This is a genomic window from Pedobacter sp. (assembly GCF_041662865.1).
GTDB lineage: Bacteria > Bacteroidota > Bacteroidia > Sphingobacteriales > Sphingobacteriaceae > Pedobacter.
Genome location: NZ_JBAZRL010000002.1, coordinates 70,115 through 91,055 on the forward strand (window position 1 = coordinate 70,115; position 20,941 = coordinate 91,055).

General features: G+C 34.4%; 17 protein-coding genes and 2 tRNA genes. 11 read left to right on the plus strand and 8 right to left on the minus strand.

All coding sequences use genetic code 11. From position 1 onward, the window contains the following. The 3 genes from WC622_RS01165 to WC622_RS01175 all read left to right on the plus strand — a co-directional run. Positions 1-1,089 (plus strand): TolC family protein (locus tag WC622_RS01165; protein WP_372816469.1); only part of this gene is annotated, 1,089 nt, incomplete at its 5' end. A gap of 88 nt (positions 1,090-1,177) precedes the next feature. Beyond that, on the plus strand, positions 1,178-2,173 hold the full coding sequence (locus tag WC622_RS01170; RefSeq protein WP_372816471.1) for a phosphotransferase enzyme family protein: 996 nt from the start codon (positions 1,178-1,180) through the stop codon (positions 2,171-2,173). A gap of 132 nt (positions 2,174-2,305) precedes the next feature. Beyond that, a complete protein-coding gene (locus WC622_RS01175) occupies positions 2,306-2,899 on the plus strand; it encodes a 2OG-Fe(II) oxygenase (protein WP_372816473.1) in 594 nt (197 codons plus the stop codon). Here WC622_RS01175 and WC622_RS01180 read toward each other — a convergent pair. Then, a complete protein-coding gene (locus WC622_RS01180; RefSeq protein WP_372816475.1) occupies positions 2,896-3,624 on the minus strand; it encodes a LytR/AlgR family response regulator transcription factor in 729 nt (242 codons plus the stop codon). The genes WC622_RS01175 and WC622_RS01180 overlap by 4 nt on opposite strands. Beyond that, complete coding sequence (locus tag WC622_RS01185; RefSeq protein WP_372816477.1) at positions 3,621-5,117, minus strand: sensor histidine kinase; 1,497 nt, start codon at positions 5,115-5,117, stop codon at positions 3,621-3,623. The genes WC622_RS01180 and WC622_RS01185 overlap by 4 nt, the downstream gene beginning before the upstream one ends. Positions 5,118-5,329: 212 nt before the next feature. Between WC622_RS01185 and WC622_RS01190 the strand changes: the two genes are divergently transcribed. The 6 genes from WC622_RS01190 (at position 5,330) to WC622_RS01215 (ending at position 14,972) form a co-directional block, all read left to right on the plus strand. After that, positions 5,330-6,226 carry an ABC transporter ATP-binding protein gene (locus tag WC622_RS01190; RefSeq protein WP_372816479.1) on the plus strand — a complete coding sequence of 299 codons (897 nt, stop codon included), beginning with the start codon at positions 5,330-5,332 and terminating at the stop codon, positions 6,224-6,226. Positions 6,227-6,231: 5 nt separating this feature from the next. Continuing rightward, complete coding sequence (locus WC622_RS01195; RefSeq protein WP_372816481.1) at positions 6,232-9,744, plus strand: M1 family aminopeptidase; 3,513 nt, start codon at positions 6,232-6,234, stop codon at positions 9,742-9,744. Positions 9,745-9,853: 109 nt separating this feature from the next. Beyond that, positions 9,854-10,657, plus strand: a complete 804-nt coding sequence (locus tag WC622_RS01200) for a LuxR C-terminal-related transcriptional regulator (RefSeq protein ID WP_372816483.1) — start codon at positions 9,854-9,856, stop codon at positions 10,655-10,657. A gap of 139 nt (positions 10,658-10,796) precedes the next feature. Further along, positions 10,797-11,642, plus strand: coding sequence for a metallophosphoesterase (locus WC622_RS01205; RefSeq protein ID WP_372816485.1), 846 nt, complete (start codon positions 10,797-10,799; stop codon positions 11,640-11,642). Between the two features lie 21 nt (positions 11,643-11,663). Beyond that, the gene (locus WC622_RS01210; RefSeq protein WP_372816487.1) at positions 11,664-12,506 is read left to right on the plus strand and encodes a hypothetical protein; all 843 of its coding nucleotides are present in this window, start codon (positions 11,664-11,666) and stop codon (positions 12,504-12,506) included. Between the two features lie 21 nt (positions 12,507-12,527). Continuing rightward, a complete protein-coding gene (locus tag WC622_RS01215) occupies positions 12,528-14,972 on the plus strand; it encodes a bifunctional YncE family protein/alkaline phosphatase family protein (protein WP_372816489.1) in 2,445 nt (814 codons plus the stop codon). 51 nt (positions 14,973-15,023) lie between these two features. Here WC622_RS01215 and WC622_RS01220 read toward each other — a convergent pair whose 3' ends face one another. The 5 genes from WC622_RS01220 to WC622_RS01240 form a co-directional block, all read right to left on the minus strand. Next, a complete protein-coding gene (locus WC622_RS01220; protein WP_372816491.1) occupies positions 15,024-15,452 on the minus strand; it encodes an SRPBCC domain-containing protein in 429 nt (142 codons plus the stop codon). Positions 15,453-15,619: 167 nt separating this feature from the next. After that, positions 15,620-16,108 carry an SRPBCC domain-containing protein gene (locus tag WC622_RS01225; protein WP_372816493.1) on the minus strand — a complete coding sequence of 163 codons (489 nt, stop codon included), beginning with the start codon at positions 16,106-16,108 and terminating at the stop codon, positions 15,620-15,622. 89 nt (positions 16,109-16,197) lie between these two features. After that, positions 16,198-16,282, minus strand: a tRNA-Leu gene (locus WC622_RS01230). A 54-nt stretch (positions 16,283-16,336) separates the two neighbouring features. Further along, positions 16,337-16,409: transfer RNA gene (locus WC622_RS01235), tRNA-Gly, on the minus strand. 124 nt (positions 16,410-16,533) lie between these two features. Beyond that, the gene (locus tag WC622_RS01240; RefSeq protein WP_372816495.1) at positions 16,534-17,025 is read right to left on the minus strand and encodes a regulatory protein RecX; all 492 of its coding nucleotides are present in this window, start codon (positions 17,023-17,025) and stop codon (positions 16,534-16,536) included. A 57-nt stretch (positions 17,026-17,082) separates the two neighbouring features. Here WC622_RS01240 and WC622_RS01245 point away from each other — a divergent pair, with 57 nt between their 5' ends. After that, positions 17,083-19,542 carry a bifunctional UDP-N-acetylmuramoyl-tripeptide:D-alanyl-D-alanine ligase/alanine racemase gene (locus WC622_RS01245; RefSeq protein WP_372816497.1) on the plus strand — a complete coding sequence of 820 codons (2,460 nt, stop codon included), beginning with the start codon at positions 17,083-17,085 and terminating at the stop codon, positions 19,540-19,542. 9 nt (positions 19,543-19,551) lie between these two features. Next, entirely contained in the window at positions 19,552-20,142 is a 591-nt protein-coding gene (locus tag WC622_RS01250; protein ID WP_372816499.1) for a DUF502 domain-containing protein, read from the plus strand. Positions 20,143-20,221: 79 nt separating this feature from the next. On the opposite strand, the gene WC622_RS01255 is transcribed toward WC622_RS01250, so the two are convergent. Continuing rightward, positions 20,222-20,929 (minus strand): TIGR00730 family Rossman fold protein, encoded by a 708-nt coding sequence (locus WC622_RS01255; protein WP_372816501.1) that lies wholly within the window; start codon positions 20,927-20,929, stop codon positions 20,222-20,224. Between the last annotated feature and the right edge of the window lie 12 nt (positions 20,930-20,941).

Consider the following 20,941-nt stretch of genomic DNA (forward strand, 5'->3'; position numbering starts at 1 on the left):
GTTTCTGTAACGGATGCAAAGCAATCCAAAGCCGCATTAAATTTTCCTGCTGGAGTAAACATCAATCTTGAAACACAAACGTATAGAGCGCAATTGAGTACAAGTTGGGAAGCTGATATTTGGGGTAAATTAAGCAGCGCAAAACGTTCTGCTTATGCAACTTTATTACAAACTGATGCTGCAAAAAGAGCAGTTCAAACGCAGTTAATTGCAAATATTGCGAATACGTATTACAATTTATTGGCTTTAGATAAACAGTTAGCTATTACGTTGCAAACTATAAAAAGCAGAACTAATAATGTAGCAACCATGAAAGCATTGAAAGAAGGAGCTAAGGTTAATGGAGCTGCAGTTGTGCAAAGCGAAGCCAATTTATACGCTGCAGAAGTTACGATACCAGATTTAAAAAGAAGCATTAGGGAAACCGAAAATGCCTTAAACATTTTATTGGCTAGAGCACCAGGAAGTATTCTTCGTTCTGATTTAGACAGTCAATCTGCTTATAGCAATTTAGAAACTGGAGTTTCTGCTCAATTGTTGCAAAACCGTCCAGATGTGCAAGCTGCGGAATTTAGTTTTAGGGCTGCCTTTGAAAATACAAACGTAGCTAAGACTTATTTTTATCCTGCTTTAACGTTAACAGCGAGTGGTGGTTTATCTAGTTTGCAATTGAAGGACTTCTTTAACAATTCTGTGTTTTATAATTTGGTTGGAGGTTTAACCCAACCAATATTTGCAAAAGGACAAAATAAAGTTCGTTTAACAACTGCACAGGCGCAACAACAACAAGCCTTTTATACATTTCAGCAAACACTTTTAACGAGTGGTCAAGAGGTTTCTAATGCTTTATATGCGTATGAAACCGCAACAGAAAAGGAAACAACTAGAGCGAAACAAATTGCTTCTTTAACTAAGGCAGTTGATTTTACACAAGAATTATTGCGTTACAGTTCTGCCACAAATTATACAGATGTTTTAACTTCTGAACAAAGTTTATTAGCGGCTCAATTAAGTGGTGTAAGTGATAAATTGCAAAAGCTACAAGCTGTAGTTAATTTATACCGTGCCTTAGGTGGCGGTTGGAAATAAGAATTTTTCATTTGATTTTTACATCAAGCCCTGATCAAAAGATTAGGGCTTTTTGTTTATGGAGTTATTCTTTAATTATATTTGATCCATGGATGTTTTCCCCGCCCAATATTCAACTCTTTCTTCAAAAGCGCTTGCAGAGTTTTTAACAATAAAATATGACCTTAAAAATGTCACTTGTCGTTTACTTATTCACAATGTAAGTGATACCTATCTTTTGGAAACCGAAACGATTAATTATGTTTTTAAGGTGTATAGAGATAATCATCGCAAGCTAGCAGAAATTAAAGGAGAAGTAGAATTATTGAATTTACTTTTCGAAGGAAAAGCAAGTGTAGCCCATCCCATTAAAGATGCAGAAGGCAAATATATTCAGTCTTTTAATGCAGCTGAAGGTGTTAGACAGGGAGTAATGTTTAGTTATGCTTTAGGTACTGTTGTTTCAGATATGAATGAGGAACAATTGGCGACCGTAGGTAAAGAAATGGCGAAAATCCATAACATTTCCTCTATAATTGAGCTTAGAAGTTCAAGAAAAGAATACTCAATTGATACCATGCTTTTAAATCCATTAGCAATCTTTAAACCTGCTTTTGAAGATTTAAAAGATGAATATATTTTTTTAACTCAAGCAGTTAATCAAGTTGCAGAAAAGATTAGTGAACTGAATTTATCAAGATTTAGCTATGGATATTGCCAATATGATTTTTTGCCCAAAAACTTTCACTTCGACGAGACTGGGCATTTAACTTTCTTTGATTTTGACTTTGCTGGAAAAGGTCATTTAATTAATGATATAGCTTCATTTTATATCCACTATTTTTTGGAAGTTTATTATGGGAAAATGACCCAAGAAAAAGCGGATAAAGCATTTGCTGTTTTTGTAACGAATTATAGAAAAGTTAGGTCTTTAAGTGATGAAGAGCTAGCGGCCATTCCATACTTTGGATTTGCATTTTGGATCTTTTACCTAGGTTTCCAATATGAAAATTTCGATGATTGGTCTAACATTTTCTTTGGGCCAAAATATTTAAAAGATCGCACCACTCTTATTAAAAAATGGGTCGAACTGCATATGAATTGATCCTCGGTATCAAAAAGTTGCCAATTATATAGCTCTGGTTTTTCCATACTATGAACAATTTTTTTATATCCTACTTATCCATTTATTAAGACTACCTTACCCATCGGCGATTTGCCAAATAAATCCATTTTATTGGAAAAAATCTTTGATACCCTAATCGATAGTTTTATTGAAAGTAAAGTAGGCATAGCCAACGATTTTTTAAGTGTAACGCTTGCTGCTCATTTGAAAAGTAATTTAATTGGTTTATACAACGAAAACTCGATGGTTTCTGCTGGTATTGGAAACGAAACTATCACTGTTCATAATAAATTGGTGAGAAGTGATGTGATTTATTGGCTAGATCGTAAGCACAATAATAAATATGAAAATGATTTTTTCGATTTGATGGATGATTTTGTCGTTTATTTAAATAGAACGTGCTACACTGGTATAACGGGTTACGAATTTCATTATACTTTATACGAAAAAGGAAGTTTTTACAAAAAACACATCGACCAATTTCAGCAAAATGGGAGTAGAGCCTATTCTATGGTAATGTATTTAAATGCAGATTGGCAACAAAGTGATGGTGGAGAATTATGTATTCATCATTTAAACGACTTGCAAAATATATCGCCCGTTAATGGCAAATCTGTCTTTTTTAAAAGCAACGAATTAGCACACGAAGTTTTAGTAACTCATCAACCAAGAATGAGTATTACAGGATGGTTAAAGACTAATTAATCTTCTATATCAAGCAGTTGCTTAATTACTGGTCGATAGTTTTTTCCGATAGGGATTTGTTGGTTGTTCTTTAAAAAAATGGTGTTTCCTTCCATGTAATGAACAAATTTCTTATTCAGGATGAAAGATTTGTGAATGCGGATGAAAGATTCATCAGGTAATTGTTCTTCAAAACTGCTCAACGTTCTTGGTGTGAGTAAAAAATTCAAATCGCCCCACACTTTTACATAATTGCCTAAACTTTCTAAGTAATAAATATCACTTAGCTTAAGTAATACATGTTTTTTATCTGATTTGATAGAAATCTGTTCATCATCGTTAGCAACAGACTGTAAAGGGATGGTAGGTTTACTAACTTGATTTTTTAAGTTATAGCTTTCTAATGCTCGATTAACTGCTTTTAAAAACCGCTCAAATCGAAATGGTTTTAAGAGATAATCGCACACCGCCAAATCGAAACTTTCTAGCGCATATTCTTCATACGCCGAAGTGATAATTACTAAAGGTTTATGTTGTAATGTTCTTAGAAAGTCTAAGCCATTTAATTTGGGCATTCTAATGTCTAGAAATATCAAATCGATTTCGGTGCTGCTTAAAAATTCAAAGGCTTCGGTTGCTCTATAACATTGTCCGCAAATCTCCAAAAATGGAATATCCTTACTGTATTCTAAAATTACCTCATGAGCTAAGGGTTCATCATCTATAATTAAACAGCGTAAACTCATGATAATTTTAAGTGTAGGTCTGCTTTAAAAGTAGCATTATTCGAAGTGATTTCCAATGAGTAAGCATTTGGATACAGTAATTCTAATCGTTTTTTCAAATTATTAAGTCCAATGCCTGAGTTTTTATCAGCTTTATCTAGTTCGATAGAATTTTCACAACTGAATTTGAGTTCTTTATCTGTACAGCTTAATGATAAGTTCAAAAAAGCAGTTTCTTCTGCAGGTTCAATACCATGTTTAAACGCGTTTTCTAGCAAAACAATGAGCAATAATGGAGCAATTTGTAAATTATCATTGGATATATGTTTTTCGAAGTTTAACTGTAAAGGTTTTTTTAGGCGAATTTGTTGTAACGCTATATAATCCTCTAAATAATTGAGTTCCTGAATAATTGTTACTTTTTCTTCTTGCCCTTTGTAAATGGTATAGCGCATTAATTCTGATAGTCGTAAAATGCTTTCTGGGGTTTTCTCAGATTTCTGCAAACTCAATGCGTACAAATTGTTTAAGGTGTTGAAAAAGAAATGTGGGTTTAATTGCTGCTTCAATAAATCTAATTCTGTTTGTGATTTTTCTTTTTGTAAAGAGAGTATATGTGTGTTTTGGGCACCCCACTGGATTGCTAATACAATAGGTAAACTCAATGCAATTATCGCCATTGCGCCAAAACCATTTTCTAATAAAAAGGGATTGAGTGAAAAAATATCTCTACCAAAAACCTGATTGATGGGTAATAAAATTAGTAACTGCCCAACTATTGGATATAAAATGGCTATGCTGGCTAAAGCGCTTAAAATGTATAAAATCAATCCTTTTTGCTTTAATATTTTCGAAACTAATAATCTGCTATTCAATAAAAAGAAAGCATAGCCACATAAATACATGAATAAAAATTGAAGCGTAAAACTTAAAAAGGTCCAGAAATGAGTAATCAGCTTTGCTGGTGTAAACACAAAACCAATTAACAATTGCCCTTTGGTATCGAATGCAGGGTTGCCAATACTTGATACCGCCATGGCAGAAATAACGATAGACAATAAAATAATACTAAGGAGAACTGCATTTTCCAGACCTATTTTCTTAATCCATTTAATGTGTTGTACCTTTTTTAAGTAATAATAATTGGCAACTAAAATCAATTCTAAGGATACACTTGCTAGGGCAGCACCTACAAAAAGCGAAGAATCATAATTTGGAAATAATAAAACGCAAGCATCTGTAAGAATGGGTAAGCAAATAAAAAAACAACCCGTCCAATAGGCTAAAAACTGTTTACGAGTAAAATTGGTTAGGAGAGTTGATTTATACCACGAAAAAATAAACCCAGGTAATTGAGTTGGGAAAAGCACGACTAAAACCATTAAAAATGGTTTCCAGCTTTCAGCATTTTTTTCTTGAACCTGAAAAATTCCTATCCATAGCCATAAACCAACAAAAGCCAAAAACTCTGCATGTTTAAGTAGGAAATTAGATAAGCTAAAGGATTTATTCATGGTGTTAAAATAATAAAAGAACGACAAATATATTAACGGATAAAATTTAAGTGATGAAAGGTAGTTTATTCATGACGAAAGGATTTTTTATAAGAATTGAACAAGTTTAACTCCTGTTAATAACGTTTATCATCATTTTGGTTTCGTTCATCACATATATTTATTTAGTGCAAGTTTGTCTGCTAATTTGCAACCATCTTATTTAAAATAACATGGCAAGACTTACTATACAAAACCTTAGCAAAAGCTATTCGAATGGTGTAAAAGCACTAGATAATGTGTCATTAACTATCTCTAACGGGATGTTTGGGTTGCTTGGACCTAACGGAGCAGGTAAATCATCGTTAATGCGCACCTTGGCAACTTTGCAATTACCCGATGCTGGGAAAATATTTTTTGATGGAAATGATGTACTTGAAAATCCTCAACAAATGCGTACGCAGCTTGGTTATTTACCACAAGATTTTGGAGTTTACCCTAAAATATCGGCTATCGAATTACTGAATCACATTGCGATTTTAAAAGGATTGCAAAATAAAAGTGAGCGAAAAGAGCAAGTAATGGCTTTGTTGCAACAAACTAATCTTTATGAATTAAGAAAACGTTCTGTAAGTACTTTTTCTGGTGGGATGCGTCAACGATTTGGTATTGCACAAGCTTTGTTGGGTAATCCCCAATTAATTATTGTTGATGAACCAACGGCTGGTTTAGATCCATTAGAGCGTAACCGTTTTCATGATTTGTTGAACGAAATTGGTGAGCAAAAGGTAGTGATGCTTTCAACACACATTGTTGAGGATGTAAATGACCTTTGTCCAGAAATGGCGGTTTTAGCAAATGGTAAACTCATTTTAAAAGGTAAACCAGCAGATTTAACTTCAAAATTAATGGGTCAAGTTTGGCATAAAGAAATAGAAAAATCAACCTTAAGCGAATATACAGCAGCATACAATGTAATTTCTACACGAATAATTGCAGGCAAAATACAATTGTATGTGCTTGCAGATAATTGTCCAAGCGTAGGTTTCGAACCGTTTTATCCTGGATTGGAAGAAGTTTATTTTGCTGCTTTATTTGGCGTTCAAACTAAGGAGGAAGCAGCATGTTAAAGTCCATGTTTAAATTTGAGCTGAAATATCATTTTAGTCAGATCTCTTTTATCATAGCAGCACTTTTGTTTTTTGTATTAGGTTGTTTTTCTGCCGTTCAGGGTGGTTTTGGTGGGAGCGAAGTGCACAAAAACTCGCCGTATGTAATTACCAATATTGTAGCGCTGTTTTCTTTGTTTTCCATATTTGCAGGCACATTATTTAGTGCAAACGTAGTATTAAGAGACAATATTTATAAAATGGAATCTGTATTATTTACAACTTCTGTTAAACGTTTCCCTTATTTTCTGGTTAGGTTTTCAGGTTTATTAATTGCCGTTTTTTTCTTACTTGTACTAACTGTTTTAGGGATTTATATAGGCGGTTTTTTTGTAGCTACTGAAAGCCTAGGTGCATCTAATATTTTTAATTATCTACATCCACTTTTTGTATTTGGTTTTCCAAATGTGCTGTTTGCAACTAGTTTAATTTTTTGCACGGCCATTTTAAGTAAAAACGTTCGAGCAATTTATGCAGCAGGTGTATTATTGTACATTTTATACATGGCAGCTTCTATTTTGGGGAATTCTCCATTATTGGCAACATCAGCACCAAGAGCTGGAACTCCAGCTGTATTGCCTTTTTTAATAGACCCATTTGGTTTAGCTTCTTTCTTTAGCGAAACACGTAGTTGGTCTGATGTACAACGAAATCAACTGTTATTTCCAGTCAAAGAGGTGTTTTTAGCTAACCGTTTACTTTGGTTATCAGTTAGTGCAGTAGTTATTACTATAAGTTATCGGTTTTTTAATTTCAGGTTACAAAGCCAAACTCAGTCCAAACCAAAAGATAAAACCCAGAAACAAGTTAAACTAATTCTGTTTAGGCATTTTACTGTTTTTCCTGTCGGATTTAAGTATAACTTTTCCACTTTCAAATCGCAGTTTAAATTAGAAGTGGTTTCCTTATTTAAGCATATCCCTTTTATGGTGATGCTCTTGTTATGGATATTTATATTCTCAGTAGAATTAAAAGACTCCATTCTGTATGGGCCTTACGGAATGAAGTTTTATCCAACAACTGGTGCCATAATAGAAGAAATGAGATCGATGAAATTTAGCCTAGTGTTACTTATTTTTTATGCGGCTGAATTGATTGCCAGAGAAAGAACAACAAATATCCAATCCTTAATCTATAGCACACCCGTTAAAAATTCAGTTTTATGGGCAGCAAAATGTTTAACACTTGGTGTTTTGGTTATAGTTTTAGTCACAACGAATATTGCAATTGGTATTTCTTTGCAAGTATTTAATGGCTATTTCAATATCGAATTACCTAAGTATCTTTCTCTATATTATTACAGCGCATTTCCGTTGTTCCTGTTTATTATCCTTATTGTTTTCATTCAAAATTTAACGGCTAATAAATATTTAGGAATGATGCTAAGCATGGTAGTTGTGTTTGCGATTGTCTTTGCATCAAGATTAGGCATAGAACATTTTCTGTTAAGATTTGCAAACGTACCCGACCTTGAATTCTCTTACTTTAACGGTTTTGGACATTATGCCAAAGCATTTAATTGGTACATGTTATATTGGCTTGGCTTTGCAGGTATTCTTTCAGTTTTAACTATTGGCATGTGGCAAAGCAGTATTCAATTGACGTTTTTAGAATGTTTAAAATCAATTCCAAAATCTCTTTGGAAAGCAAAATTTATTGTGTTAACTGCAACACTAATTTGGATTTCTTGTGGTGCATTTATCTATCATCAAACCAACGTAGTCGGAAAATATAAAAATAAACAAGCACAGTTAAACTGGAATATTAACTACGAGAAAAAGTATAAACGGTTTGCTAAACTTCCTCAGCCAACTATAAAAGCAATTAAAACACAAGTAGATTTATTTACAGATCAAAGTAAGTATACTGTAAAGGGAAGATATCGTTTAAAAAATGAAACTAAGCAGCCAATTACTAAACTGTTGGTTTATTTAAGGCAAGCTGTAAATCATTTCCAAATCTCTGTGCCAAATGCTACGAAGTATGAAGTAGATGCAGAATTTAATCAGCAGTTTATAGACTTAAAAACACCATTACAACCTAATGCAGAATTGACAATGGACTTTTCGTTAGAAGTGATACGGTCTGGTTTTGTTCCCTTTGATTCGGAAAACACAGTAGTCTCAAATGGTAGTTACATTGAACTAGAAAAATTTGTTCCTCAGTTTGGGTACAATGAAAGTATAGAAATAGACGATAACAGATTAAGAAAAAATGCAGGATTACTGCCTTATACTATTTCAAATTCTTACGACAGCATGTATCATTTAATAGATTTAGAAACTACTATTTCTACTGTACCAGACCAGCATGTTGTTACGGTGGGTACTTTGCAAAAATCATGGCTTGCTAATAATCGTCGATATTTTAACTATAAAACAACAAGACCCATTAATTTCATGTTTGCATTGAGTTCGGCAAACTATCAAGTTAAAAAAGAGCAATATAAAGGGGTAACGTTAAGTGTGTATTATCAATTAGGACACGAATACAATGTGAAAAACATGTTTAATGCAATAAAAGATGCGTTAGATTATGGAAATGCAAATTTCAGTCCTTATCCATTAAAGCAATTTACTCTTGCCGAAATCCCTCAATATAAAGGAGCTGCAACTGCCTATCCTGGACTTATTTTTAATGCAGAAAGATTAAATTTCCTAACCAATTTTAGCGATAAAAATAAAGTGGATCAAAGTTATGCCATTACTGCACATGAAGTAGCACATCAATGGTGGGCAAATATATTAAGTCCGGCATACGGTAAAGGTTATGCCATGCTTACAGAATCGCTGGCCAAATACACAGAAGCTATCCTTTTAGAAAAGAAGTATGGCAAAATGTATCTCAGCAACTATTTAAGAGACGATAATAATATTTATTTCGTATACCATAACCCTAATGAAAAAGAAGCTCCGTTAGCACAAACAATGGGGCAAAATCAAGTACATTATCAAAAAGGTGGCTTAGTGATGTATGCCACAAAAGAAATTTTAGGGGAGAAAGCAGTTAACGAAACGTTAAGTAATTTAATAGCAAAGCATGCAAATCCAAATCAACGAGCAAAAACGCAAGATTTAATCGGAGCGCTAGCTCAGCTTGCGCCAGCAAATCAAAAGAAATTTATAGACAATAGCTTTAATCAAGTGGTAAATTATCAGATGAAGATCAAAGTTTTATCCTGCAAAGCACTAGTTAACGGAAAGTTTAGTGTCAATTTACAGGTAAATATTGGTGAAAATAAGCAAGGAAAAGATAAGTTGCTCGCACCAGATATGGATGTAGATCTCGCTTTTTTTAGCAAACCAGAAACAGAGTGGGATAGAAATACCAAACCTTTCTACCTAAAAAAATATCGTTTTAATCAATTAGAAACCAAACTCAACATCGTAACAGATCATAAACCAAAAACTGTTGCGCTAGATCCTTATGCATATTTACTGGATGGAAATTTAGCAGATAATGTACAAGAGATAAAATAAGTTGCAGGCTTTAACCACAAACAATAAGGTTAAAGCCTGTCTTTTTTCTGCCGAATTTATCTTAGATTTATCCTTAAGATAAGCCTATAAAAAGCGGAAGATATAAAGCATGGAAATAAAGCAATACAAAGAATTATTAACATACTGGCATCAATTTACATACTTTACGAATCGAGTAATTGGTAAAAAATCTACCATCTTAGCTAAAACAACCTTCGATTTAGATGAACACTTAAAACTATATCATTGTATTGATAATTTTTTTTATGTATTAGCCGATAGCGTTAACCATACTATTGTTAAAGTAGGCGGTGGTGTAGAAAGTCTAACAGGCTATCAACCTTCAGATTTTGAAGGAAAAGGATATTATAGTACTTTAAAAACCCACTCAATTTGGGAACTTTTAAAAATCACCAAGGGCGGAGTAAAATATTTCGAGTATCTTTTTAGTAGACCAGCAGAAGACCGAAAGTATATTAAAGTAAATTATACATTTGAGTTAAAAAGAAAAGACGGCAGAAGATTTCAATGCATGAATCAAAGCATTCCTGTCTTATTTAACGATGATATGGAGCCCATTTATTTCTTAAACATTATCACAGACATTAGCCTAATAAAAACAGATAAAAATGTACTGCATTACATTATAGATAGTTCTGATATTCAAAACATCAAAAGAATCGATATCAATGTAGCTATCAATTTACCTCTTAATGATGAAGAATTAATATCCAAAGCAGAAAAGAGAGTGCTAAGGCTCATAGCCAATGGATTAAGCAGTAAACAAATAGCTAGCGAACTATTTCTTAGTCAGCATACCATAAATACCCACCGAAGAAACATGTTAGAAAAATTAAAATGTACCTCTTCAAGCGAAATGATTAAAAAGGGTATTTTAAACGGTTGGTTGTAAATAGCATGATGTCGAAATTTCTGTTTTTTAGCGTTATCTTTAAGTATAATTAACTTAATCATAACATAAAAATTGTTTTAATTAAAAGCTATAACCCTAATATTAGCTTTCTTTATAAAACACTTAAATCATCCTTCAGATGGCAAACAGACGTTTTTTTATTAAAAGCAGTGTAGCCAGTTTGGCACTTGCTAGCCTTTCTCCTGTAGTTACCGCGTTGGCGGACGCTAGTCATAATACACTCACAAAATCAAACCAAAAACCTAAATTACGGTTCGCTATCGCATCAGATGGGCATTATGGTCAGCCAAATACAAACTATAAAAAAGATCACGAAAACATAGTGCGTTGGCTAAATGAAGCACACGATCAAAACCCGCTTAACTTTGTAATTATTAATGGCGATTTAGTTCACGATAGACCAGACTTATTAGCAGAAGTTAAAAGAGAGCATTATGATAAATTAAAAGTTCCGTTTTACGCTCTTCCTGGTAACCACGATCATGCAGATGCTTCAATTTGGAAAACCGTTTTTGGTTATGAAGATAATTTCTCATTCGAAAAAAATGGAGTGGGATTTGTATTAGCCAACACTTCAAATACAAAAGGAGCTTATCTATGCCCCAATAAAGATTTTTTAAAACAAGAGCTCGATAAGTTTAACACCCTGCAAACCGTATTTGTGGTTTTACATATTCCGCCACACTTTTGGGTACCCGAAAGCCCATTTGTAGAATGCCCCGATACCATTAAATTGTTGCATAGCTATCCAAACGTAAAAGCAGTATTCCATGGCCACGATCACAGTCTCGATTCTGTTTTTTACACCGATAAATTACCACATTTCTTCGATTCACACATTGGTGGAAACTGGGGCACAACATATCGTGGTTATAGAATAGTAGAAGTAGATGAAAACAATAAAATCAGTACCTATCAAGTAAACGCTAGCCAAAACCCAACATTAAACTCAACTAAATTTTAAATCGACAGCAATTCCGTTAACATGAAAAAGTTTTTATTACCCGCTGCACTTTTTTTAATCGCAGGTAGCGTAATGGCTCAAAAGCCCCAAACCTTGCCCGAAACAAATTTGCAAAGTACAATTTCAGCACAGCCTTTTTTGTTTTCTATAAATACCCTAACGGATGAAAACCCACGATGGAATTTACATTACTCTGGTAGTTATGGTGAAAAAACTCAAGGCCAATTTGGTTACAATGGTTTAGGACAACAGTTTGGCGTTAAAGGGTATTTAGGCAGTAGATTTACATTATATGGTACGGCAGCAATTGGCTTTGCTCACGGTGGAGGTGTTACCTCAGCACAACAAGTAGAAGTAATTCGCGATTTAATTGGAGGTAAAAAACTTACAGGATTTAGATTTGGAGCAGGTTTAGGCCTTAGCCGCGATTGGTCTAATGTAAAATCTGCGATAAGTAGATTTACCGCATCTTACGATAAAACCAATTGGCGTTTAGCTGGAAACCTTCGTTTCGAAAAAGCATTTGATAACAGCAGAGATGAATTAGATTTTATTACCAGTCTTGGTTTTCAACATCGCATTGCGCCAGCGTTATACATAGGTTTCGAAGCTATTGGACAAGATTTAGAAGGGTTTTGGGATAAAGATGAAGCAGAAGGGGGAGCAAAACTAATGATAGGACCATCTATTAATTTGTCTCCAACACATTCAAAACTATCTTTTTCAGTAGCTGGAGGTCCAGTATTTTACGCTACCAGAAGTCAAATTATCCCATCAGAAGCAATACGTGAAATAACCTCTTTATCATCAGGAAATGGTTATACCATTCGTGCTTTGGTTAACTTCAATTTTCGTAATAAATAAGTCCACCCATTAAATTTTAACATGAAAAAATCATCAATCATACTCTTTATCCTAGCTTTAGTAGCAAATCATACTTTTGCACAATGGCCCGGCAAAGTAGCAGAAACCAATCAAATTTTATTACCAAACGGTTGGAAATTAAGCCCGGCCGGTCGTTCATTACAATTAGGAGATTTGCCCCTAAACATGCAATTAAGTTCGTCGGGTAAATATTTGGCAGTTACTAATAACGGACAAAGCACACAAACACTTCAATTAATTGACCCTAAAACAGAAAAAATTCTCGATGAACGCGTACTCACCAAATCTTGGTACGGTCTAGCTTTCAGTAAAGATGAGCAACACCTTTACGCGTCTGGCGGAAACGATAACTGGATCCTAGATTTCCAAATAAAAAACAATAAACTAGCAAAAAGCGATACCATTAAATTAGGCCCAATTTGGCCAAAAGGCAAAATAAGTCCGGCCGGCATTGCAGTTAATAAAAGTAATACTAAACTATATACGGTAACCAAAGAAGATAGCAGTCTTTACATCATTGACCCTGCAAAAAAAGAAATACAAAAGAGAATACAATTGCCTGCAATAGCTTACAGTTGTGTGCTTTCTGCCGATGAAAGTAAACTATATATTTCTCTATGGGGAGGTCGTTCCGTTGCTGTAATTAATACAAATTCAGGAACAATTACCCAAAGAATCCCAGTTGGCGATCATCCCAACGAACTCTTATTAAACAAAAACAGCAACTATTTATTTGTGGCAAATGCCAACGATAACACCGTCTCTGTAATTAATACCACTACCAACAAAGTAATAGAAACCATTGCAACTACATTGTATGCAACACAATTAACAGGTTCTACTACCAACGGATTAGCATTAAGTTCCAACGAAAAAACCTTATACATCGCCAACGCAGATAATAATTGCTTAGCCGTATTCGATGTTTCAGAACCAGGTGAAAGTAAAAGCCAAGGTTTTATCCCAGTAGGATGGTACCCAACAAGTGTAAAAACCTTGGGTTCCAAAATAATAGTAACCAATGGAAAAGGAAACACCTCTTTAGCTAATCCACAAGGCCCACAACCAATTTCTAAAGCAGATAATAGTGGCTATCAAATGGGCAGCACTGCAAATAACAGATTACAATATATTGCAGGTTTATTTAAAGGAACGCTATCTTTTATTGATGCCCCAAAACCAGAGCAATTAAAAGCATATACTAAACAAGTTTACGCCAATACACCATTTAACGATAAAAAAACAATCGAGGCCGATGGTGAAAAGGGAAATCCAATCCCAAGAAAACAAGGAGAAAAATCACCTATTAAACATGTGTTTTATATCATTAAAGAAAACCGTACCTACGATCAAGTACTAGGTGACCTCCCGCAAGGTAATGGAGATACCTCTCTAGTGCTTTTTGGAAAAAAAATAACACCAAACCAACATGCCTTTGCCGAAAATTACGTACTGCTCGATAATTTTTATGTAGATGCAGAAGTAAGTGCAGATGGACATAATTGGAGCATGGCAGCCTATGCAACGGATGTTGTAGAAAAAACATGGCCAACAAGCTATGGCAGTCGTGGTGGTTCAACTAGTTTTGAAGGTGGCCGACCAGTTACCTACCCAAAAGGTGGTTTTATTTGGGATTATTGCCAACGAGCAGGTGTTACCTATCGCAGTTATGGCGAGTTTGGCGATTACGCAAAAGCAAACATTAAATCACTTCAAGGTCATATGTGTCCAAATTCTCCAGGTTTCGATATGGATATAACCGACCAAGTTAGGGTAGATGCATGGCAGCACGATTTCGATTCATTACTAGTTGCAGGTACAGTTCCTCAATTCAACACCTTGCGTATCTCAAATGATCATACTAGCGGACAGAAAAAAGGTAAAATATCACCACAAGCTGCCGTTGCAGATAACGATTTGGCGGTTGGCCGAATTCTTGAACATTTATCACACAGTCCAATTTGGAAAGAATCAGTTGTTTTTATTTTAGAAGATGATGCCCAAAATGGTCCAGATCACGTAGATGCGCACCGTTCTCCAGCTTATGTAGTTGGCCCTTATGTAAAACGAAATACAGCAGTGCACACCATGTACTCAACCTCTGGTTTTTTAAGAACAATGGAATTAATTTTAGGTTTACCACCCATGAGCCAATATGATGCTGCCGCAATGCCATTATTCGAATGCTTTACGAGTACACCAGATTTTACTCCATACACAGTAAAAAGACCATTAATAGATTTAAATACCCGCAATGTTGCAGTAAACGAAAGCAGCAAACGATCAGAATTCTTTAATTTCGCCAAAGAAGATTCAGTCCCAGATTTAGAACTAAGCGAAGTGGTATGGAAATCAGTAAAAGGAGAAAATTCCGTTATGCCAGCACCTAAAAGAAGTGCATTCGTTATTTTAGAGAAAAAGAAAAAAGACGCCGACGATAAATAAAACAATCAAGAGGATTAACACAACATCTGTGTTAATCCTTTTTGTCTGTGGTTAAACATTCGCCTCAGCGTATTTTTTAAAGCTATCTAAAATTGCTTGCCAGCCCCCACGTTGCATTTCTAAAGAATTCATATCCTCAGGTTCAAAAGTCTCCATAATTTCAGTTGTATCGCCCACACTTTTAAAAGTGACCCTCACTTTTCTACCATCAGCAATGGTGTATTCAATTAAGTTAGGCTCAATCACATTTGTGTATACACCTTCAAAATCAAAGCTAAAACTACCATCCTTAGCCGCCATCGTAGTTTTAAATGCACTATTTGTACGCAACTCGCCCTCAGCATAAGGAGCATGCCAATCATCAGAAGCAAAAGCCCATTGTGTAATATGTTCAGGTTTTCCCCAAAACTCCCAAACTCGTTCTATTGGAGCATTTACTACGCTCTCTATAGTAATTGTTGTCTTATTTGCAGTTTCCATGTTTAAGGTTTTAAATTAATAAGATAAAGATAGAGCAACATTTTAAAACCCGTTAAGGGTAAATACGACAAATGTAGGGTGCAATCCTGTTCCTAAAAACCATAACTATCATATGTTAAAACTTATCATTTTTTGAAAAACAACATGAACAGTAGATTCTATTAACCCTACAACTGCTCTAAAACCTTTGGTAATTTCTTTCTCAACTGCTTTTTCCAACCCATTTGCATAATAAGGCTTATAATAACAAGTGTCAATCCTTTATATCCAGAATGGTTCATTAAAAGAATTGTTCCACCACAAGTTGGCTCTAAAGTAAAGCTTAACACAGTATCTAACTTAGCGAAAATCCCTTTTGTCAGTTTATTTGCCGTATCTGAGTGAATGCCAGCACATGCCAAAGATTTCTCACCCGTGGCCTCACCTCTATAGGTGTAAGCAATATGTTTGTTCAGTTCAAGTGCTGTAATCTGACAATGGGTTATGCCATCCCATCCCTTTTGCGGAGCCATGTGAAATGTAAAATCATGATAAAGTTTTGGTTCAATATCATTTTCCATAAACCACTTTCCAAGTACTTTTGCATCAGTCAAAGCCAACCATACCTTTTCTGGCGGATGAGGTAAAAACGTTTTGAGTTTAATTGTTCTTTGCATGAGTTAAATATAGAAACTTCTCAAGTGCCAATTAATTAAGAAACAAAAAAAGCCATCATTTCTGATAGCTTTTAATTCGATTTTGTTTGTACTCGGAGCGGGAATCGAACCCGCACGCCTGTTGAGGGCACAGGATTTTAAGTCCTGCGTGTCTACCAGTTCCACCATCCGAGCTTAAAAGCTGATTAAGCCTTTAAAATAAATGCCTCCTGGTAGGAAGGCATTTAGAGCGAAAGACGAGATTCGAACTCGCGACCCCGACCTTGGCAAGGTCGTGCTCTACCAACTGAGCTACTTTCGCATTTTTAACACCATCCGATGTTTCCCCTTAAGGTGAAGAATTTTTAAAGATCCTCTTTCCGTTTGGGAATGCAAATATAAACAGATTTATATTCCCGTCAAGAAATATTTTATAATAAATTTAACTACACAGTTAAGTTATTGGCTTTCAGTACATCAAAAATTAAATCATTTTCAAAACCTTTGCTTTGAAGGTACGTAATGAGCTTATATTTCCTTTTTACAGGTTCTTTTTCACGTAAAACTCTTAATTTTTTCTCGGCAGTTGCCAGTAAATTCGCCAAATATTTGTCACCATCAATACTATTCAGTGCTTTTAAAATCAATTTATCTGGTACCTTTTTAAGTTTTAAGCCTTGTTTAATTTTTATTTTGCCCCATTTTTTAATGTTTACTTTACCTGAAACATATGCCATTGCAAACCTTTCTTCATTAATAAAGTTAGTTGTAATCAGTTCCGATAGTAAATCTTCAACCTCATTTTGATGCAAGCCATATTCATAAAGCTTATTGCGAACTTCCTGCTGAGAACGTTCTTGATAAGCACACCAACTTTCTGCTTTAAGCAGAGCGGTTTTTTTATCTAAAATGAGTGGCTTATCTTTATGGGTATTCATAATTAATTGTTGAAATTCGTAAAAAAATAACAGCAATCACGCATTTTTCTTTTTATAATGAGCGAAGAATTTAATTCCATCCAACATATTGCACAAATATTAAAAGCGAAGGCAATATTACCTCAGCCTAAAAATATAATTAGAAAGCTGTTAACGGATAGCAGAACTGTAATTGATCCAGAAGGTTCATTATTTTTTGCTGTAAAAGCGCAACGTGATGGACATGAATTTATAAGTAATGCTTACGAAAGCGGAATACGAAATTTTGTAATATCTGATTCAGCCTATGCCGAAAAATATTTTGATGCTAATTTTTTGCAAGTAAACGATGTATTGCTGGCTTTACAAGAATTAGCTGCATACAAGAGAAAAAATAACGATTTAAAAGTAATAGGTGTCACGGGTAGTAACGGCAAAACCATAGTTAAAGAATGGTTATATCAATTATTAGCGTCAGACTTTAATATTATTCGAAGCCCTAAAAGTTTCAACTCACAAATTGGAGTGCCCTTATCCGTTTGGCAAATAGAACCAGAACATACTTTAGGTATTTTTGAAGCGGGAATTTCAACAAAAGGTGAAATGGAAGCGTTGGCAACCATTATCGCTCCAACTATTGGCGTTTTAACGAATATAGGCGAAGCACATGCTGAAGGTTTTGAAAATAAAACAGAGAAATTAACTGAAAAACTGAAGCTATTTAAAGATGTAGAACTCTTTGTATATGCTCCAGAATACGTTGCTGAATTAAATGCAGCTGATTTACCTGGAAAAACAAAGTTTTCATGGAGTACAACTCAACCTGCAGATTTACACGTTTCGTTTATAGAACCGATTGAAGGAAAAAATTATATTAGAGCTATTTATCAGGCTAGAGAAATTGAGTGTTTAATTCCTTTTAGTGATAAAGCATCGGTAGAAAATGGAATTATTTGCTGGGCAACTTTACTCGCTATGGGGTATACACCCGAAGAAGCAGATCTACGTTTAGAGAAATTAACGCAAGTAAGTATGCGTTTGCAGTTAATAAACGGTATAGAAAATTGTTCCATTATAGACGATTCATATAGTGCAGATATTTCTTCCTTAGCCATCGCCTTAGATTTCTTAAACCTACAAAATCAGCATCCCAAAAAAACATTAATTCTTTCTGATATTTATGAAACAGGAAAGAATAATGAGGTATTATATACAGAAATTTCAGCATTGCTGGAACAAAAAAACTTAAATCGCTTAATCGGTATTGGCCCAAATATTTCAGCTTTTGCTAATCTTTTTAAAATAGAATCGTCATTTTATGAAAGTACACAAGCCTTTATAGAACAACTTCCAGGTATCCATTTTGCAAATGAAACCATTTTAGTTAAAGGCGCCCGACGATTTGAATTCAGCCGAATAAGTAAGTTACTTACTCAAAAAATACACGATACAGTTTTAGAAATTAATTTAAATGCATTAGCATCGAACTTGCAATTTTATCGTTCTAAATTAAAACCTGGCGTAAAAGTAATGGCTATGGTTAAAGCTTTTTCTTACGGAAGTGGAAGTTTTGAAATTGCTAATCTGTTGCAATACCAAAAAGTAGATTATCTTGCAGTAGCATATGCAGATGAAGGAATCGCACTGCGAAAAGCTGGTATTAGTTTACCAATAATGGTGATGAGTCCAGAACCATCAGCTTTTGAAGCGATGGTTAAACATAAATTAGAACCTGAAATTTACAATACGAGCGTTTTAAAAAGCTTCCTTAATTTTTTACCCGAATACGAAGTAGATTTTCCAATACATTTAAAATTGGATACTGGAATGCATCGGCTTGGCTTTGAAAAAACAGATTTAGCTGAGTTGCTTGAAGTTTTGAAAAGCACGACTAAACTTAAAGTAGTTTCCATTTTTACACATTTAGTGGCGAGTGACAGTGCGCAACACGACGGGTTTACTACACATCAATTGGATGAGTTTTCGTCGTTATACAATGCTATAACCAATTTATTTGATTATAAACCTTTAAAACATGCATTAAACACATCTGGCATTACCCGTTGGCCAGATGCGCAATTAGATATGGTGCGCATTGGCATTGGCTTATATGGCTTCGATAGCGCGTTAGATCATAATGCAGGTTTACAAACGGTAGCTATTTTAAAAACAACAGTTACCCAAGTTAAGGAATTAAAGCCAGGAGAAACGGTAGGTTATAGTCGTAAAGGTGTTTTGCCAAACGGCGGAAAAATTGCTACCGTAAAAATTGGCTACGCAGATGGTTATAATCGAAATTTTGGCAATGGAGTAGGAAAAATGCTTATAAATGGAAAATTGGTTCCAACAATAGGTTCTATCTGTATGGATATGTGTATGCTCGATATAACTGGTTTAAATGTGAAAACAGGCGATGAAGTGATTGTATTTAATCATCAACAAACTATAGTTGATTTGGCGAATCAAGTTAATACTATTCCGTATGAAATATTAACCAATATCTCACAAAGAGTAAAACGCGTATATTTTTATGAGTAACTTTGCAACATGAATAGGATAGGAAAGGCGATATTAAATTATCTCATTAAAGGATTATTGATTGTTGTGCCAATTGCCTTAAGCATTTTTATTGTAGTTTGGGCAGTAACAACGGTAGATAGCTGGTTAAATGTAAATAATATTCTAGGTGTAAATCCGATTACTGGAGCAAATAGAAATATTCCGGGTTTAGGTTTAGGATTAGTTATATTTATCATTTTAACTGCTGGTATTTTTGTAACCAACTTTGTAACTGAACCCATGTACAATTGGTTTCAGCGAATATTGAATAGGTTACCCTTACTCAATTTTATTTTTTCATCCATTAAAGATTTAACAGAAGCTTTTGTAGGGGATGAAAAGAAATTTAATAATCCGGTACTGGTTGAAGTTGAAGGTGGGATGAAAAGAATAGGGTTTTTAACACAAAGTGATTTATCAAAATTGAATTTACCAGGAGATGTTGTTGTGTATTTCCCTTTTTCTTATTCCTTTGCAGGACAAGTTTATATTGTAAGTAAAGAGAAAATAAAACCCTTAAAAATGACAGCTGCTGATGCAATGAAGTTAGTAGTAAGTGGCGGGGTAAGTCATTTCTAAAATAAAATATAAAGTAGTTATAAAACGAAAAAGAGCCGAATAATTTCGGCTCTTTTTTATTAAAGATATTGCAATTTCTTTAGAAATTCGGTTTTAATACATACTTATCGTAGAATCTAAAGATATGTTCTGCTGCATCTTCTGCAGTATCTACTAGTCTAAATAAATTCAAATCTTCTGCATGTATGTTGTGTTCTTTTTCTAGCATAGTAGATTTGATCCAGTCTACTAAACCACCCCAATATGAAGAACCTACCAAAACGATAGGGAAACGAGCAACTTTACCAGTTTGAATTAAAGTTATCGCTTCAAACAATTCGTCCATAGTACCCATCCCGCCAGGTAAAACAATAAACCCTTGAGAGTATTTCATGAACATTACCTTTCTAATAAAAAAGTAATCAAACTCTAATAGCTTATTATGATCGATGTATTTATTGTGAAATTGTTCAAATGGCAAATCGATATTTAAACCTACAGATTTACCGCCATTCATGTGAGCTCCTTTATTACCAGCTTCCATTATACCAGGTCCACCGCCAGTAATTACACCATAACCACGCTCTGTTAATAAACGACCGCATTCTACAGCCATTTCATAATATGGATTAGTTTCTGCAGTACGAGCAGAACCAAAAATACTTACACAAGGACCAATTTTAGCCAATTTTTCAAAACCATCTACAAACTCTGCCATGATTTTAAAAATCTGCCAGCTATCTGTTACTTTTATTTCTTGCCAATCTTTATTTGCAAAAGCACTTCTTATCTTTTCTTCACTTGTCATTCTTAGATATAT

Excerpts from the sequence above, each read along its gene's own strand:
- WC622_RS01170 (WP_372816471.1), top strand. The coding sequence starts at position 1,178 with ATGGATGTTTTCCCCGCCCAATATTCAACTCTTTCTTCAAAAGCGCTT.
- WC622_RS01180 (WP_372816475.1), bottom strand. The coding sequence starts at position 3,624 with ATGAGTTTACGCTGTTTAATTATAGATGATGAACCCTTAGCTCATGAG.
- WC622_RS01185 (WP_372816477.1), bottom strand. The coding sequence starts at position 5,117 with ATGAATAAATCCTTTAGCTTATCTAATTTCCTACTTAAACATGCAGAG.
- WC622_RS01190 (WP_372816479.1), top strand. The coding sequence starts at position 5,330 with ATGGCAAGACTTACTATACAAAACCTTAGCAAAAGCTATTCGAATGGT.
- WC622_RS01195 (WP_372816481.1), top strand. The coding sequence starts at position 6,232 with ATGTTTAAATTTGAGCTGAAATATCATTTTAGTCAGATCTCTTTTATC.
- WC622_RS01200 (WP_372816483.1), top strand. The coding sequence starts at position 9,854 with ATGGAAATAAAGCAATACAAAGAATTATTAACATACTGGCATCAATTT.
- WC622_RS01205 (WP_372816485.1), top strand. The coding sequence starts at position 10,797 with ATGGCAAACAGACGTTTTTTTATTAAAAGCAGTGTAGCCAGTTTGGCA.
- WC622_RS01210 (WP_372816487.1), top strand. The coding sequence starts at position 11,664 with ATGAAAAAGTTTTTATTACCCGCTGCACTTTTTTTAATCGCAGGTAGC.
- WC622_RS01215 (WP_372816489.1), top strand. The coding sequence starts at position 12,528 with ATGAAAAAATCATCAATCATACTCTTTATCCTAGCTTTAGTAGCAAAT.
- WC622_RS01220 (WP_372816491.1), bottom strand. The coding sequence starts at position 15,452 with ATGGAAACTGCAAATAAGACAACAATTACTATAGAGAGCGTAGTAAAT.
- WC622_RS01225 (WP_372816493.1), bottom strand. The coding sequence starts at position 16,108 with ATGCAAAGAACAATTAAACTCAAAACGTTTTTACCTCATCCGCCAGAA.
- WC622_RS01240 (WP_372816495.1), bottom strand. The coding sequence starts at position 17,025 with ATGAATACCCATAAAGATAAGCCACTCATTTTAGATAAAAAAACCGCT.
- WC622_RS01245 (WP_372816497.1), top strand. The coding sequence starts at position 17,083 with ATGAGCGAAGAATTTAATTCCATCCAACATATTGCACAAATATTAAAA.
- WC622_RS01250 (WP_372816499.1), top strand. The coding sequence starts at position 19,552 with ATGAATAGGATAGGAAAGGCGATATTAAATTATCTCATTAAAGGATTA.
- WC622_RS01255 (WP_372816501.1), bottom strand. The coding sequence starts at position 20,929 with ATGACAAGTGAAGAAAAGATAAGAAGTGCTTTTGCAAATAAAGATTGG.